Annotated in this window: 14 protein-coding genes; 9 read left to right on the top strand and 5 right to left on the bottom strand. The window is 71.2% G+C overall.

Annotation, left to right across the window (positions count from 1 at the left end; genetic code table 11):
- From HQK15_RS01700 to ccsB, 4 genes are read left to right on the top strand one after another with little or no spacing between them, the layout of a single operon-like run.
- Entirely contained in the window at positions 1-591 is a 591-nt protein-coding gene (locus HQK15_RS01700) for a TlpA family protein disulfide reductase (RefSeq protein WP_173489703.1), read from the top strand.
- The gene (locus tag HQK15_RS01695; protein WP_173489702.1) at positions 588-1,340 is read left to right on the top strand and encodes a cytochrome c biogenesis CcdA family protein; all 753 of its coding nucleotides are present in this window, start codon (positions 588-590) and stop codon (positions 1,338-1,340) included. The genes HQK15_RS01700 and HQK15_RS01695 overlap by 4 nt, the downstream gene beginning before the upstream one ends.
- A complete protein-coding gene (gene resB, locus HQK15_RS01690) occupies positions 1,337-2,920 on the top strand; it encodes a cytochrome c biogenesis protein ResB (protein ID WP_173489701.1) in 1,584 nt (527 codons plus the stop codon). The genes HQK15_RS01695 and resB overlap by 4 nt, the downstream gene beginning before the upstream one ends.
- Positions 2,917-3,852: a c-type cytochrome biogenesis protein CcsB gene (gene ccsB / locus HQK15_RS01685; RefSeq protein ID WP_173489700.1), complete on the top strand. Its 936-nt coding sequence runs from the start codon at positions 2,917-2,919 to the stop codon at positions 3,850-3,852. The genes resB and ccsB overlap by 4 nt, the downstream gene beginning before the upstream one ends.
- Before the next feature lie 30 nt (positions 3,853-3,882).
- Here ccsB and HQK15_RS01680 read toward each other — a convergent pair whose 3' ends face one another.
- Entirely contained in the window at positions 3,883-4,737 is an 855-nt protein-coding gene (locus HQK15_RS01680) for an SDR family oxidoreductase (protein WP_173489699.1), read from the bottom strand.
- Between the two features lie 130 nt (positions 4,738-4,867).
- Between HQK15_RS01680 and HQK15_RS01675 the strand changes: the two genes are divergently transcribed.
- The gene (locus HQK15_RS01675; RefSeq protein ID WP_173489698.1) at positions 4,868-5,710 is read left to right on the top strand and encodes an exonuclease domain-containing protein; all 843 of its coding nucleotides are present in this window, start codon (positions 4,868-4,870) and stop codon (positions 5,708-5,710) included.
- 73 nt (positions 5,711-5,783) lie between these two features.
- Positions 5,784-6,017 carry a hypothetical protein gene (locus tag HQK15_RS01670; RefSeq protein WP_173489697.1) on the top strand — a complete coding sequence of 78 codons (234 nt, stop codon included), beginning with the start codon at positions 5,784-5,786 and terminating at the stop codon, positions 6,015-6,017.
- A 4-nt stretch (positions 6,018-6,021) separates the two neighbouring features.
- Here the strand turns inward: HQK15_RS01670 and HQK15_RS01665 are convergent, their stop codons facing one another.
- From HQK15_RS01665 to HQK15_RS01650, 4 genes are read right to left on the bottom strand one after another with little or no spacing between them, the layout of a single operon-like run.
- Complete coding sequence (locus HQK15_RS01665) at positions 6,022-8,676, bottom strand: DEAD/DEAH box helicase family protein (protein ID WP_173489696.1); 2,655 nt, start codon at positions 8,674-8,676, stop codon at positions 6,022-6,024.
- The gene (locus HQK15_RS01660; RefSeq protein WP_173489695.1) at positions 8,673-9,512 is read right to left on the bottom strand and encodes an alpha/beta fold hydrolase; all 840 of its coding nucleotides are present in this window, start codon (positions 9,510-9,512) and stop codon (positions 8,673-8,675) included. Before HQK15_RS01660 ends, HQK15_RS01665 begins: the two co-directional genes overlap by 4 nt.
- Positions 9,513-9,555: 43 nt before the next feature.
- On the bottom strand, positions 9,556-10,356 hold the full coding sequence (locus tag HQK15_RS01655) for a lysophospholipid acyltransferase family protein (RefSeq protein ID WP_173489694.1): 801 nt from the start codon (positions 10,354-10,356) through the stop codon (positions 9,556-9,558).
- Positions 10,357-11,064, bottom strand: coding sequence for a lysoplasmalogenase family protein (locus HQK15_RS01650; RefSeq protein ID WP_173489693.1), 708 nt, complete (start codon positions 11,062-11,064; stop codon positions 10,357-10,359). It abuts the gene before it with no gap.
- A gap of 83 nt (positions 11,065-11,147) precedes the next feature.
- Here HQK15_RS01650 and HQK15_RS01645 point away from each other — a divergent pair, with 83 nt between their 5' ends.
- The 3 genes from HQK15_RS01645 to HQK15_RS01635 are packed head-to-tail and all read left to right on the top strand — an operon-like array spanning position 11,148 to position 13,123.
- A complete protein-coding gene (locus HQK15_RS01645; protein WP_173489692.1) occupies positions 11,148-11,486 on the top strand; it encodes an ArsR/SmtB family transcription factor in 339 nt (112 codons plus the stop codon).
- Between the two features lies 1 nt (position 11,487).
- Positions 11,488-11,979: an SRPBCC domain-containing protein gene (locus HQK15_RS01640; protein WP_173489691.1), complete on the top strand. Its 492-nt coding sequence runs from the start codon at positions 11,488-11,490 to the stop codon at positions 11,977-11,979.
- 40 nt (positions 11,980-12,019) lie between these two features.
- Positions 12,020-13,123 carry a calcium:cation antiporter gene (locus HQK15_RS01635; protein ID WP_173489690.1) on the top strand — a complete coding sequence of 368 codons (1,104 nt, stop codon included), beginning with the start codon at positions 12,020-12,022 and terminating at the stop codon, positions 13,121-13,123.
- Positions 13,124-13,128: the final 5 nt, after the last annotated feature.

The following is a 13,128-nucleotide window of genomic DNA, read 5'->3' as shown; positions in this document are numbered from 1 at the left end:
ATGACGTCGATGCGCATCCGCCTCGTGGCGGCAGTGGGAGCCTGCGTCCTGCTCGCCGCGTGCGGAGGCGTCGGCAACCGCGGCACCACCGACGGCTACATCTCCGGCGACGGCACCATCACCCGGGTCGACCCCGCCGACCGCAAGGAGGCGCCGGTCCTCGAGGGTGAGGGACTCGACGGCCAGCCCCTGTCGACGGCCGACTTCGCCGGCAAGACCATCGTCGTCAACGTGTGGGGGCCGTGGTGCCCGCCGTGCCGGGCCGAGGCGCCCGCCCTCGACCAGGTCGCCGAGGAGTACGCCGATCAGGACGTGCAGTTCGTCGGCGTCCTGACCCGCACCAAGAACCCTGCGAGCGCCATCGCGTTCAACCGTCGCCAGGGCGTCACCTACCCGAGCTTCGCCGACCAGGGCGGACAGCTCGAGCTCGGCTTCAACGACAGCCTGCCGAGCATCTCGGTGCCGACGACGTGGATCATCGACGCCGAGGGACGGGTCGCAGCCCGCATCCTCGGCAAGACGACCGCCTCGACGCTCGCCAACCTGGTCGACGACGTCCAGAAGAGCACCGCCCAGAAGAGTGCCGCGTGACCGACTGGTTCAGCGACACCGTCTCCTCCGGCAACCTCCTGCTCGCAGCGCCCATCGCGGTGCTCGCGGGCCTGGTGTCGTTCTTCTCCCCGTGCGTCGTGCCGCTGCTGCCGGGCTATCTCTCCTACGTCTCCGGTGTCGCGGCACAGGACCTCGAGTCGGCCCGTCGCGGGCGGCTGCTCGCCGGAGCCCTGCTGTTCGTCCTCGGGTTCACGTCCGTGTTCGTGCTCGGCGGTGCGCTGTTCGGGTCGATCGGGCTCGAGCTGCGCCGCTACCAGGACACGCTGTCGGTCGTCACCGGCATCCTCGTCATCGTGCTCGGCCTGGTCTTCATCGGCTTCGTGCCGTTCCTGCAGCGGGAGGGACGTGTGCACGCCGTCCCGACCGTCGGTCTGGCGATCGCCCCGGTGCTGGGCGTCTTCTTCGGCCTCGGCTGGACCCCGTGCATCGGCCCCACGCTGGCGGCGGTGCTCGGCCTGTCGTTCGCGACCGACGACGCGACCGCGGCGCGTGGTGCCTTCCTGGCCTTCGTCTACTGCCTGGGCCTGGGCATCCCGTTCGTGCTGGCCGCCCTCGGCTTCGGCCGGTTCATGCACGCGCTCAGCTGGTTTCGTCGTCACCAGCGGGCGGTCTCGATCATCGGCGGCTCGATGCTGATCGCCGTCGGCATCATGCTCGTCACCGGCTGGTGGACCGACATCGTCGGGGAGATGCAGACCTGGGTCAGCGGATTCGAGGCACCCGTATGAGCGAGCAGCGTCCGTCCCGCGGCGGCACCTCCAACGCGGTCCCCGCCCTGGGGCGCCGTGAGTTCACCCGGTGGTTCTGGCGTCAGCTGACGTCGATGCGCACGGCGCTGTTCCTCCTGCTGCTCCTCGCGATCGCCGCGATCCCCGGATCGCTCGTGCCGCAGCGCGGCGTCGACGCGAGGGCCGTCGAGGCCTACTTCATCGAGAACCCCACGAGCGCCCCCATCCTCGACAAGCTCGGCTTCTTCAGCGTCTACAGCTCGCCGTGGTTCAGCGCGGTCTACCTGCTGCTCATGGTCTCGCTGGTCGGCTGCATCCTGCCGCGGTCGTTCGTCTACTTCCGCGCCGCACGGGCCCGCCCGCCCAAGGCGCCCCGCAACTTCTCGCGCCTGCCCGCCTCCGCGACGTTCGAGACCGACCGCTCGCCCGCGGAGGTCGTCGAGGCGGCCCGCAGCGCGCTCGGCCGGGCCCGTGTCGACGTCGTCGACCGTGACGACGTCACCGAGGTCAGTGCCGAGAAGGGCTTCCTGCGCGAGGCCGGCAACCTCGTCTTCCACGTCAGCATCGTGGTGGTGCTGGTGGGCGTCGCGGTGGGGACGCTCTTCGGCTACCGCGGCTCGGTCATCGTCACCGACGAGGGCGGCCAGTTCGCCAACTCGCTGACGCAGTACGACGAGTTCACCTCCGGCTCGCTGTTCACCAACGACGACCTGCCCCCGTTCGCGTTCACGCTCGAGCAGATGACGGCACGCTTCCAGCCGTTCGGCAGCCCGCAGGCGGGTGCGCCGCGCGAGTTCCGCGCCCAGGGCACCTACACCGCCGAGCCCGGACAGGCGCCGCGGCCCTTCGACATCACGGTCAACCACCCGCTCTCGATCGGCAGCTCGGCGGTCTACCTCGTGGGTCAGGGCTACGCGCCGGTGATCAAGGTGACCGACAGCAAGGGCAACACGGTCTGGGACGACGCCGTGCCGTTCCTGCCGGCCGACCCGACCTACACGTCCAACGGTGTCCTCAAGGTGCCCGACGCCGAGCCCGACCAGCTCGGCTTCCAGGGCTTCTTCCTGCCGACGGCCGCGGAGCAGAACGGCATCTCGATCTCGATCCACCCCGCGGCCGCCAACCCGCTGCTGTCGTTCAACGTCTGGCACGGCGACCTGGGGCTCGACGACGGCGTCCCGCAGTCGGTCTTCACCCTCGACAAGTCGAAGATGACGCAGTACAAGGACGGCAGCAAGAACCTGCGGATCTCGCTGAGCCCCGGGCAGACGGCCGACCTCCCGGACGGCGGGACGATCGAGTTCGTCAAGGTCGCCCAGTTCGCCCGGTTCCAGATCAGCTCGTCGCCCCTGGTCAAGGTGCCGCTGTTCGGCATCATCGCCGGCCTGTTCGGGCTGATGGCCTCGCTCACGATCAAGCCCCGCAGGACGTGGATTCGCGCACGTCAGGGGGGCTCACGTACCGTAGTAGATGTCGCCGTCCTGGACCGTGTGCCCCGTGATGACCTGCCCGCCGACCTGGACGACTTCCTCGAGCGGTTGAAGGACGCGCTCGGACACACCGAGGAGAAGCAGGCATGACGCTCGCTCAGTACGAACAGTTCTCCAACTACGCCGTCGCGTCGGCCACGGGCGTGCTCGCCCTGGCCTTCGTCGCGTACGTCCTGCAGTGGAGCCTGGCCCGCAACGTCGCACCCGAGCGCGAGCTCGTGCTGTCCGACGGCGAGACGGCTCCCTCCACGACGGACGACCCGGTCCAGCGCAGCAACATGGCCGGCGGCATCGGCTTCTCCCTGACGCAGCTGGCTGCCGTCGTGCTCCTCGTCGGTGTCGTGGCGCGCGGCCTCTCGGCCCAGCGGGTGCCGTGGGGCAACATGTACGAGTTCGGCTGCGCGGCGACGCTGTCGGCGCTGATCGCGTACGTCGTGCTGGTCCGTGTCTGGGACATCGACTGGGTCGGCCCGATCATCACCGGCTTCGGCACGGTCGTCCTCGGTGCGTCCGCCCTCGTCTTCGTCCCGGCCGGGCCCCTCGTTCCCGCGCTGCACTCCTACTGGCTCGTCATCCACGTGCTCGGCGCCATGATCGCCGGTGCCGCCTTCCTGGTCGGCGCCGCTGCCTCGGTGCTCTACCTCGTCAAGGCCAAGGCCGAGCGCACGACTGCCGAGGAGGACCGCGTCGGCTTCCTGTGGCGCATCCCGGCGTCGGCCAAGATCGATCAGCTCGCCTACCGGGTGCACGCCTTCGCCTTCCCGATCTGGACCTTCGCCGCGCTGATCGCCGGCCCGATCTGGGCGCAGTACGCCTGGGGCCGCTACTGGGGCTGGGACCCCAAGGAGGTCTGGGCGTTCATCACCTGGGTCGTCTACGCGGGCTATCTCCACGCCCGCGCCACAGCAGGGTGGAAGGGCAAGGCGGCCGCGATCCTCGCGCTGGTCGGCTTCGCGACGTTCGTCTTCAACTTCGTCGGGGTCAACCTGTTCGTCGGCGGGCTCCACTCCTACGCCAAGTAGTCCGACAGCCCGAGCGGGCAGGCCAGCGGCTCAGGCGGGTTGGCTGGCCTCGACCTTCGACAGCACCCGGGTGAGCTTGCGGTTCAGCCCGCGCATGACCCGCTCGTACGCCCACGGCGCATAGCGCTGCAGGTAGTGCCCGGCGAGGATGTCGCGGGAGGTGAAGACGAGGTACTTGCCCCGTTCGACGCCCCGGATCATCGACGCCGCGGCGCTCTCGGGGGTGACCGCGCGCTCCTCGAACTCGGCGACCGTCCTCTGGATCGCCGGATGGTCGCGGTCGACCCCGGCGATCGTGACGGTGCCGACGAGAGGTGTCTTGACGGCTCCCGGGCAGACGACGGTGACGCCGATGCCGTGCCGCTCGAGGTCGAAGCGCAGGACCTCGCTGACGCCGCGGAGGCCGAACTTCGCCGCGCTGTAGGGGGCGTGGATCGGCAGGCCGAACAGGCCCGCGGCCGACGACACGTTGACGACGTGGCCGCCCGCGCGGGCCTCGATCATCGCCGGGACGAAGGCCGACATGACGTGGATCGGTCCCATCAGGTCGATCTCGACGCAGTCGCGCCAGTGCTGCGAGGCGAGGTCCTCGATCCGGCCCCACGTCGAGATGCCGGCGACGTTCATGACGATGTGCACGGGCCCCCGCTCGAGCGTGCGGTGCGCGAAGGCAGCCACCGCGTCCTCGTTGGCGATGTCGAACGCCTCGTGGTGGACGACGCTGCCGGCGACCAGCGCGACCGTCTCGGCGAGACCCTCGGCGTTGACGTCGGTCAGTGCGAGCCGTGCTCCCTTGGCCGCGGCCTGCACGGCCGCTGCTCGGCCGATGCCGCTGCCGGCCCCGGTGATGACGGCAGTCCGGCCGTCGAACGTCGTCCTGGTCATGAATCTGCCTCTGCTCCCCTGGATGGCTCAACTGGGACGATCGTATCGCTTGTCGGGGATCAGCCCGGTGGGACGTGTCTCCCAGATCATGTCGGGACCGACCACTAGCGTGGTCAGCAGGAGGCCACGAGTGAGAGTCAACAAGTACGCAGGACGGTGCGCCGAGTGTGGAGCGTCCGTCGCCGTCGAGGCCGGTCAGCTGATCGGCGCTCCGGGCAGCTGGCGGACGATCTGCCTGACCTGCTCACCCACGCCCCCGCCGCGCGGCGACCACGGCGGGTGGCACGAACTCGCCCTGGCCTCGCTCGACTTCGAGACCACCGGCGTCGACCCGTTGACCGACCGCGTCCTCAGCTTCGCGCTGCTCGACGACCGCGGCCGCGACTTCTGCGGCTTGATCGACCCGGCAGTCCCGATCCCCGCCGCGTCCGCCGCCGTCCACGGCCTCACCGCCGAGGCGCTGGCAGGCGCCCCCGCGCCTGTCGACGCGATCGCCGAGGTCGTCGCGTGGGTGCAGGACCTCGTCGACCGCGGCATCGGTCTCGTCGTCTTCAACGCCGCCTACGACCTCACGATGCTGCGGGCCGAGGCGGAGCGCTGGGGCCTGGCCCAGCCCGACTGGTCGCGGCTGCTCGTCGTCGACCCCTACGTCGTCGACTGGGGCATCGAGCGGGGCGGTCTCGGCCCGCGCCGGCTCACCGACGTCGCCACCTACTACGGCGTCACGCTCGACAACGCCCACGACGCGACGGCCGATGCACGGGCTGCTCGCGAGATCGCCCACGAGATCGGCCGGCGCCACCCGGACATCGCCGCCGGATCGCTCGAGCAGCTCATGGATCGCCAGCGGGCCTGGTACGCCGATCGCGCCGAGGACTGGAACCGCTATGCCGCCACGGTGGGTCGCACCCTCGACGACCCGGCCGGATGGCCGCTGCAGCGAGTCGCCGCACCGGTCGTGCGCTCCGCCTGATCGTCGACAGACCTTCGCCTTCTCCCTGTCTCACGGATAGGGTCGAGGCCTTCGACGAGAAGGCGGGGGCATCATGTGGCTCATCATCGTGGCTGTCGTCGTGGTCGCGACACTGGCCGGTCTCTGGCTCACGCTGCGGCGTCACCGGGGATCCGGCTTCGACCGCCTCTCGCGTGAGGACCAGGTCCAGACCATGCGGCACCGCCAGGATGGCGATGCCCTGCGCGGCACCCGCGACTCCGCAGCCGCTCAGGGGCCTGGATCGTTCGGTGACTGGTTCGGCCCCGGTGGCGTAGGAGTGGGCTGACCGCTCACGACCACGCGGAGCGCATGACCGTCACGAGCTCCAGCGGGGCCGTGCCATTGCCGCCGGCCAGTGCGGCGATGCCCTCCGGGCTGTGGGCATAGACCGCTGAGGCGTCGCTGATCCACCTCGCCCATGCGGCGTCGACGTGTGCCACCAGTCGGGCGTGCGTGCCGAACACGCTGGGCACCGCGTGCCACACCCGCCCGGCAGGTCGCAGCCGGCCGACGAGCACCCGCCAGCCGTCGGTCCACCCGGGCTCACCGAGCACGTACCTCGGCACGAGGTAGCGCGGCGAGCGCACGGGGCCGAGCAGCTCGTCGAGCGAGGTGGCGAACAGCGCGGACGTCGCCTCGTCGACGTCGACGAGCCGGAGCCGGTACTCACCGGAGTGGTCGATCGTGGCCTCGACCCGGTCGGCGCCGTGGGGCGACAGCCCGGCCGCGTGCATCGCGTCGGCCACGACGCAGGCATAGGCCATGAGGCCCGGGTCCTGCGCCGCGAGCCGTGTCGACGACCACGGGCTGCGCCAAGGGGCCGGCCCGCCACCGCTCGCGACGGGGCCGTGGGGACCCGGGACGTAGGCCGGTCGGACGGCCGACACGGGCCCCTCCGCGACGGTCGTGCTGCGGTGGGCCGAGGTCGGCCGCACGCGGAGCGTGTGCACCAGCCGGTCGTCGTACGGTGTGCCGACCGCCCAGCGGGTGCGAACCGTGTCGCGGTCGCGGGCTCGCTCGAGCATGTCGGCGTCGACGGAGTCGTACGTCGTGGAGTCGGGCGGGCTGAACGGTGAGAAGCGAGCGTCGATGTGGGCCACGCCGTAGACGACCTCGCCGGCGTCGTCGACGCCGAAGAAGCCCTGGTGCTTGCGGACGAGTCGCTGCCAGTCGCCGTCGCCCCGCGGGTGCTCAGGGGCCACGCAGGTGATGGTCCAGCTGATCGCGACCTTGTCGGGCCAGGACGGGTCGAGCCGCAGGGCCCGCCCTCGGGTCTGCACGACCGCGCTCGTCGTCGTGGCCGTCGTCAGGTCGACCAGGCTGTTGAGGCCGCGGGCGTCCCAGCCCTCGCCGAGCAGGGCGCGGGTGCCGACGAGTGCCTGGGTGCCGCCCGACTCGAAGAACCGGGTGACGACCCTGACCCAGTCGCGGCTCTCCCACGGGCCGGCGATGCGGACGAGCGGGTCGTCGTCGAGGGCATCGTCCAGAGGCTCCAACGTCAGGCGGGCGGCGACCGCGGGGTCGGTCGTGGCGACGAGGTCGACGATCCGCTGGGCCACGTCCGGCAGTGCGGCGACGGTGCGACCCGTGACGAGGACCGGGCGCAGCGCGCGGGTCGGCGGAGCCGCGACGAGCGTGCGCAGCATCTGCCGTGCCGACCCTGACCGGGCTGGGGTCGGTCGCAGCCCGGTCGGGGTCGTGGCACCGGCGAGCTCGTGGTCGCACAGCACGAGCGACCTGAGCCGCTCGCCGAGCGTGAGGTGCTCGGCCTCGAGGATCTGCTGGCACCCGCGCATCTTGGCCTCGCTGCGGGCGATGACCCGGTCGACGGGTGAACGGCCACGGCGGACGCCGGCACGGGTCAGCTGGAAGCCGATGCCCGGGAGCGCGGCGCGCAGCGACTCCAAGACGGTGTCGTCGGACGGGTCGCCGCTGCGGCGCAGGCAGCGTCTGACCCAGTCGTCGATGAGCCCGGCCCAGTCGTCGGCGGTCGGCGCCTGGCGGTGCTCCTCACGGATCCGGGCCCCGTCGGGCAGAGCCAGCAGCTCGGCGTGCACCAGGCGCAGCGCGGCGCGGGCGAGAGCGGGGGAGTCCCGCTCGAAACGGTCCCACGGCACCGTGAGCTCGAGGAACCGGCGATCGAACCACACCAGGATCGGCGTCGAGCCCAGCTTGACGTCGACCAGGTCGGTCGTGAGCTGCAGGAACCGTAGGGACTGGTCGTGGAGCCAGTCGGCCTCCTCCGCGGTCGGCGTGGTCAGCCAGGCGAGCTCGGCGAAGGGGGCGAGGTGCCCCTCGCGGACCGCGGCAGGGATCGATGCGCTGAAGACGATGTCGCCGAACAGCTCGTCGACGAGGGCGGCCTGCCGGGTGTCGAGCACCGTCGGCGGCGTGGCGGTGAGACCGACGACGGTCGCCTCGGGCAGGTCGGCCAGCACCTCGGCGAGCAGACGTCCCCACACCTCGAGCAGGTGATGGCACTCGTCGAGCAGGATCGTGACGGGGCCGGCGGCCCTGAGCGCTGCGACCAGGGCCTGCCCGTTGGGGTGCAGACGGTCGACGAGGGCGCCCTGATCGTCCTCGGGCTCATCGTCATCGGCCTCGACCCGGTCGAACGTGGCGAGTGCCTGGTAGGTCAGCACCGTGATCGGCGCCGACAGGTCGCGGTCGGTGCCCGTCGTGACCACGGCAGGCGTGTAGCGGGCCCACGTATCGCGCCACTGCCCCTGGATCGCGGTGTTGGGTGCGAGGACGACGGTCCGCGTGCCGAGGCGCCGGGCGATCTCGAGCCCCAGCAGGGTCTTGCCGGTCCCCGGCGGGAGCGACACCCAGACGCGACGCCGGCCGGACGCCACCGCCGTCTCGACCGCCTCGAGCGCCCGCGCCTGCAGGGTCCGGAGGGGAAAGGGTGGCGCCGTCCGGGCGAGGTCGTCTGCGAGGGTCACGTCCCGGCGCGCACCAGGATCGCCTCGGCCAGGGAGTCGGGTGCCTGCTCGGGGATCCAGTGGCCGATGCCGGTGAGCTCGACGAACCGGTAGTCGGCATCGACGAAGTCGCCGCACGCCTCGGCGGGGACCCGTCCGATCGCCATGTCGAGCTCGCCCCAGACGAAGGTCGTGGGCACCTGGACTCGGGGCGTCGAGGCGAGAGCCGCGCTCATCGCGCGGTACCAGTTGAGCGCCGCGGTCAGGGCCCCCGGCTCGGCGAGGTGCGCGACGTAGCGCACGGCCAGCCCGACCGGAACGGCGTCGCCGTAGAGGGCGGTGAGGCGCTGGGCGCCGTCGGCGAGCAGGAGGTCCTCGGCCTTGCCGGGCTGGCGGAACACCTGGATGTAGGCCGCCTTCTCCTGCTGGTCGGGATCGTCGCGGAGCGCCGCGTTGTAGGCCGTGAGGTGCGGCACCGACACCGCGGTCAGGGTGCGGACCCGGTCGGGGTGGTGGGCGGCGAGCAGCCACGCCACGACCGAGCCCCAGTCGTGGCCGGAGACGTGGAACGTCCCGATGCCGAGGGCGTCCGCGATGCCCAGGACGTCGGCGACCATCAGCTCGGTCGCATAGTCCTCGACGCTCTCGGGGCGAGCCCCGGGCGAGTAGCCGCGCTGGTCGGGGGCGACCACGCGGAAGCCCTCCTCGGCCAGGCGGGCCGCGACGACCGTCCACGAGAGCGACGTCTCGGGAAATCCGTGCAGCAGGATGATCGGCGTGCCGTCCTGCGGCCCGGCGGTGCGGACGTCGAAGGTCAGGTCTCCGACCTGGACGGGGGTGGTGGAGTCGTACGTCATGGTGGACCTCCTGGGTCGCTCGACGGTGCTCGGCGGGTGGTGCTCACTCGAAGGTGTCACCGATGCGTGCGACGGCCTCGCGGTCGAGCACGGCTGCTGTCTCGGGGTCGGGGGCACTCCCACCGCGATCGTAGGGCAGCCACCATCGGTCCTGGTCGTCGCGGGGCTCGGCCGGGTAGGTGTCGATCGCCGCGGCGAGCAGGCCCTCCATGCGCAGGTGGAGCCGCGCCGACAGCTCGTCGACGGTCTCGTCGTCCCCGGGCACCAGGGGCTCGCCGACGATGATCGTGATGGGCATCCGCCGCCGGAGCGACCGGTGGCCGTCCACCGTCAGGATGCGATGGCCGCCCCACACGACGACCGGCACGAGTGGCACCCCGCGGTTGATGGCCATGCCGGCTGCGCCGCGCTTGAACGGCTTGAGCAGCCACGACCGGCTGATCGTCGCCTCGGGGAAGACCCCGACGAGCTGGCCGGCGTCGAGCAGCTGCAGCGACCGGCGGTAGGCGCGGGCGCCGTGCCGGCGGTCGACGGGGATGTGGCGCATGGCCGTCATGAGCCGACCGACGACCGGCAGCTCGAAGACCGACGTCTTGGCCATGAAGCGCACGAGCCGGCCCCGGTCGCGGGCGGCATAGCCGATGAAGGTGAAGTCGAGGAAGCCGATGTGGTTGCCGGCGAGCACGGCCGGTCCGGCGGCAGGGACGTGCTCGGCGCCCCGCACGTCGAAGCGATAGCCCATGAGCCGGAACAGCACCGCGAAGATCCGGTTGACCCACCGGTACGTGCGGTCGGACCCGACCAGCGGGAGGTCGCGCGTCCCCCGGGCCTGTCGAACGGCCATCTAGGCCTTCGCCGCGGGCAGTCGCGGCCAGCAGTCGGTGCGGACGGTCGGGTCGAATCCGGGGCCGGCCTCGAGCGTGCGCTTCTCCCGCCACAGGATGCCGGTCGTCAGGAAGAAGATCGCGAGGATGTAGAGCGTCATGATCGCCAGACCGGTGAGCGTCGCGTCCGGGTCGATGCGTCCGGCCTCGCCGAGCGCGATGATGCCGTCCGAGACGAGGAACATCGCCCCGCCGACACCTGCTCGCACGTCGGTCGCCAGCGAGGTCGACGCGGTGCCGAGCAGCAGCACGGCGTAGACGGGCACCAGCGGCTTGAGGTCGGGCTCGAGCCCGCCCCAGCACCACGCGACGAGCCCGACCGCCGCAGCCGCGTACGCCAGCAGGATGATCGGCTTGCGGCGCAGCTGGCTGACCGCACCGCGCTGCACGAAGAACGCGATGAAGCAGACGTGGCCGAGCGCAAAGGCGGCCATGCCGACCGTGAAGAGGTCCTCGATCTCCAGGAACAGGTCACCGAGGAAGCAGAAGACCAAGGCGACGACCAGCAGGCGCGGGCCCTTCTGCTCGACGACCCATGCGGCGAGCAGCGGCGCGAGCAGGCACTTGGTGATGCTGTCCCAGGGGGTCGCATCGACGCCGTTGAGCACGAGGTGCACGACCGTGACGAGTCCGAACCCGATCAGCCACGGGCTCCTGATGGCGGTCATGGACTCACCGTATCGCTCCGCGATCCGGCCTGACGGTCGACGCAGGGCTTGACATTCGACGCCGGATCGCAATACTTAAGTAGATGCTTAACTATTCGGAAAGTCTCGACAGGACGTTCCACGCCCTCGCCGACAGGACGCGGCGTGCCATGGTCGAACGCCTGGTGCGCAGCCCCGCGTCGGTGAGCGAGCTCGCCGAGCCCTTCGCGATGTCGATGCCGGCCGTCGTCCAGCACCTCAAGGTGCTCGAGGACGCCGGGATCGTGACCTCGCAGAAGGTCGGGCGGGTCCGGACCGTCCAGCTCGCCCCCGACGCCCTTGCGGCGGGCGGCGAGTGGATCGGTCGGCAGCGGCTCCCGGCGGAGCAACGACTCGACCGCCTCGCGGCCCAGCTCATCGACGACGACCCCCAGGAGCACTGACATGACCACCACCGACATGACCACGCCCGCACGCACCCAGACCCACGCCACGTTCGTCCTCGAGCGCGACTACGCCGCACCCCTCGACCGGGTGTGGGCCGCCTTCGCCGACCCTGAGGTCAAGAGCCGCTGGTTCGGCCCCGACGAGATCGAGGACCCCGAGGTCTCCGAGGACTTCCGGGTGGGCGGCATCGCGATCAACGACGGCACGATGGACGGTCGCCGCAGCCAGTTCCGCGCGGTCTACACCGACATCGTCGACCGCGAGCGCATCGTCTACTCCTACGACATGTGGAGCGACGGCGTGCACGCCTCGACGTCGATCACGACGATCGTCTTCGCGGCGACCGCGAGCGGGACCCACCTGACCTTCACCGAGCAGGGAGTCCACCTCGACGGCGTCCACGGGCCCGGCCCCGAGGCGGCCGCCGGCCGCGAGCACGGGACCGGCTGGCTCCTCGACCGCATCGCCGGGGTCGTCGAGACCAGCTGACCGATTGGGTCATGGGCCGCCAGTCTGGGAGAATGGAGACATGACGACCTCCACGGCCGCCGCCCTCGCTTCACGATGGACGGCGGCTGTCCCGATCGGGGCGCTGGTCGTGTTCGCCCTCGCGTGGCAACGAGATCTCTCGCTGCTCGCGGTGATCGTGGTGTCGGTGTTCCTCGCCGGGGCGGTGCTCGCCGCGGTGCACCACGCCGAGGTGATCGCCCACAAGGTCGGCGAGCCCTACGGCTCGTTGGTGCTCGCCGTGGCGGTCACGGTCATCGAGGTCGCGCTGATCGTCACCCTCGTCCTCACCGGCGCGAAGGGCAGCGAGAGCCTCGCGCGCGACACCGTGTTCGCGGCGATCATGATCACCTGCAACGGCATCGTGGGCATCTCGCTGGTGGCAGCGACCCGCAACCGTCAGATCGCCCACTTCAGCGCCGAGGGCACCGGCAGCGCCCTTGCGGCGGTCGGCACGATCGCGACGCTGTGCCTCGTGCTCCCGGCGTTCACGACGGGTCGTTCGGGTCCGGAGTTCACCCCCGGGCAGCTGGCCTTCGCGGCCGTGGCGTCTCTCGGTCTCTACGGCCTGTTCGTCGCGATGCAGACCGTGCGGCACCGCGACTACTTCCTGCCCCGCACCAGCACCGGCGAGATCAAGCCCGAGGACGACCACGCGGAGCCGCCGACCCGCAAGGCCGCGTTCGTCAGCCTGGCGTTCCTCGTCGTCGCGCTCGTCGCCGTGGTGGGCAACGCCAAGAACGTGTCGAAGTCGATCGAGGAAGGGGTGCGGGCAGCCGGCATGCCCCAGGCCGTCGTCGGCGTCATCATCGCGCTGCTGATCCTCGCCCCCGAGACGATCGCCGCCGTCAACGCCGCCAAGCGCAAGCGGGTCCAGATCAGCCTCAACCTGGCCTACGGCTCGGCGATGGCCAGCATCGGGCTCACGATCCCGGTCATCGCGATCGCGCAAATCTGGCTCGACGGCCCGCTCGTGCTCGGACTCGGTGAGACCGAGATCGTCCTGCTCGTGCTCACGCTCATCACGAGCGTGCTCACGGTCGTGCCCGGCCGCGCGACCCTGCTGCAGGGCGGCATCCACCTGGCGATCCTCGGTGCGTTCCTGTTCCTCGCCGCCAGCCCCTGATCGGA

The sequence above is a fragment of the Aeromicrobium stalagmiti genome (assembly GCF_013283745.1).
GTDB classification, from domain to species: domain Bacteria; phylum Actinomycetota; class Actinomycetes; order Propionibacteriales; family Nocardioidaceae; genus Aeromicrobium; species Aeromicrobium stalagmiti.
Note: the sequence above shows the minus strand (reverse complement) of the source record. Positions and strands in the feature narration are given on the sequence as shown.

What these genes read in the sequence shown, in the direction of transcription:
- HQK15_RS01655 (WP_173489694.1), bottom strand. Translation starts at nt 10,356, where the DNA reads ATGGCCGTTCGACAGGCCCGGGGGACGCGCGACCTCCCGCTGGTCGGG.
- HQK15_RS01670 (WP_173489697.1), top strand. Translation starts at nt 5,784, where the DNA reads ATGTGGCTCATCATCGTGGCTGTCGTCGTGGTCGCGACACTGGCCGGT.
- HQK15_RS01650 (WP_173489693.1), bottom strand. Translation starts at nt 11,064, where the DNA reads ATGACCGCCATCAGGAGCCCGTGGCTGATCGGGTTCGGACTCGTCACG.
- ccsB (WP_173489700.1), top strand. Translation starts at nt 2,917, where the DNA reads ATGACGCTCGCTCAGTACGAACAGTTCTCCAACTACGCCGTCGCGTCG.
- HQK15_RS01700 (WP_173489703.1), top strand. Translation starts at nt 1, where the DNA reads ATGACGTCGATGCGCATCCGCCTCGTGGCGGCAGTGGGAGCCTGCGTC.
- HQK15_RS01660 (WP_173489695.1), bottom strand. Translation starts at nt 9,512, where the DNA reads ATGACGTACGACTCCACCACCCCCGTCCAGGTCGGAGACCTGACCTTC.
- HQK15_RS01640 (WP_173489691.1), top strand. Translation starts at nt 11,488, where the DNA reads ATGACCACCACCGACATGACCACGCCCGCACGCACCCAGACCCACGCC.
- HQK15_RS01645 (WP_173489692.1), top strand. Translation starts at nt 11,148, where the DNA reads ATGCTTAACTATTCGGAAAGTCTCGACAGGACGTTCCACGCCCTCGCC.
- HQK15_RS01680 (WP_173489699.1), bottom strand. Translation starts at nt 4,737, where the DNA reads ATGACCAGGACGACGTTCGACGGCCGGACTGCCGTCATCACCGGGGCC.
- HQK15_RS01635 (WP_173489690.1), top strand. Translation starts at nt 12,020, where the DNA reads ATGACGACCTCCACGGCCGCCGCCCTCGCTTCACGATGGACGGCGGCT.
- resB (WP_173489701.1), top strand. Translation starts at nt 1,337, where the DNA reads ATGAGCGAGCAGCGTCCGTCCCGCGGCGGCACCTCCAACGCGGTCCCC.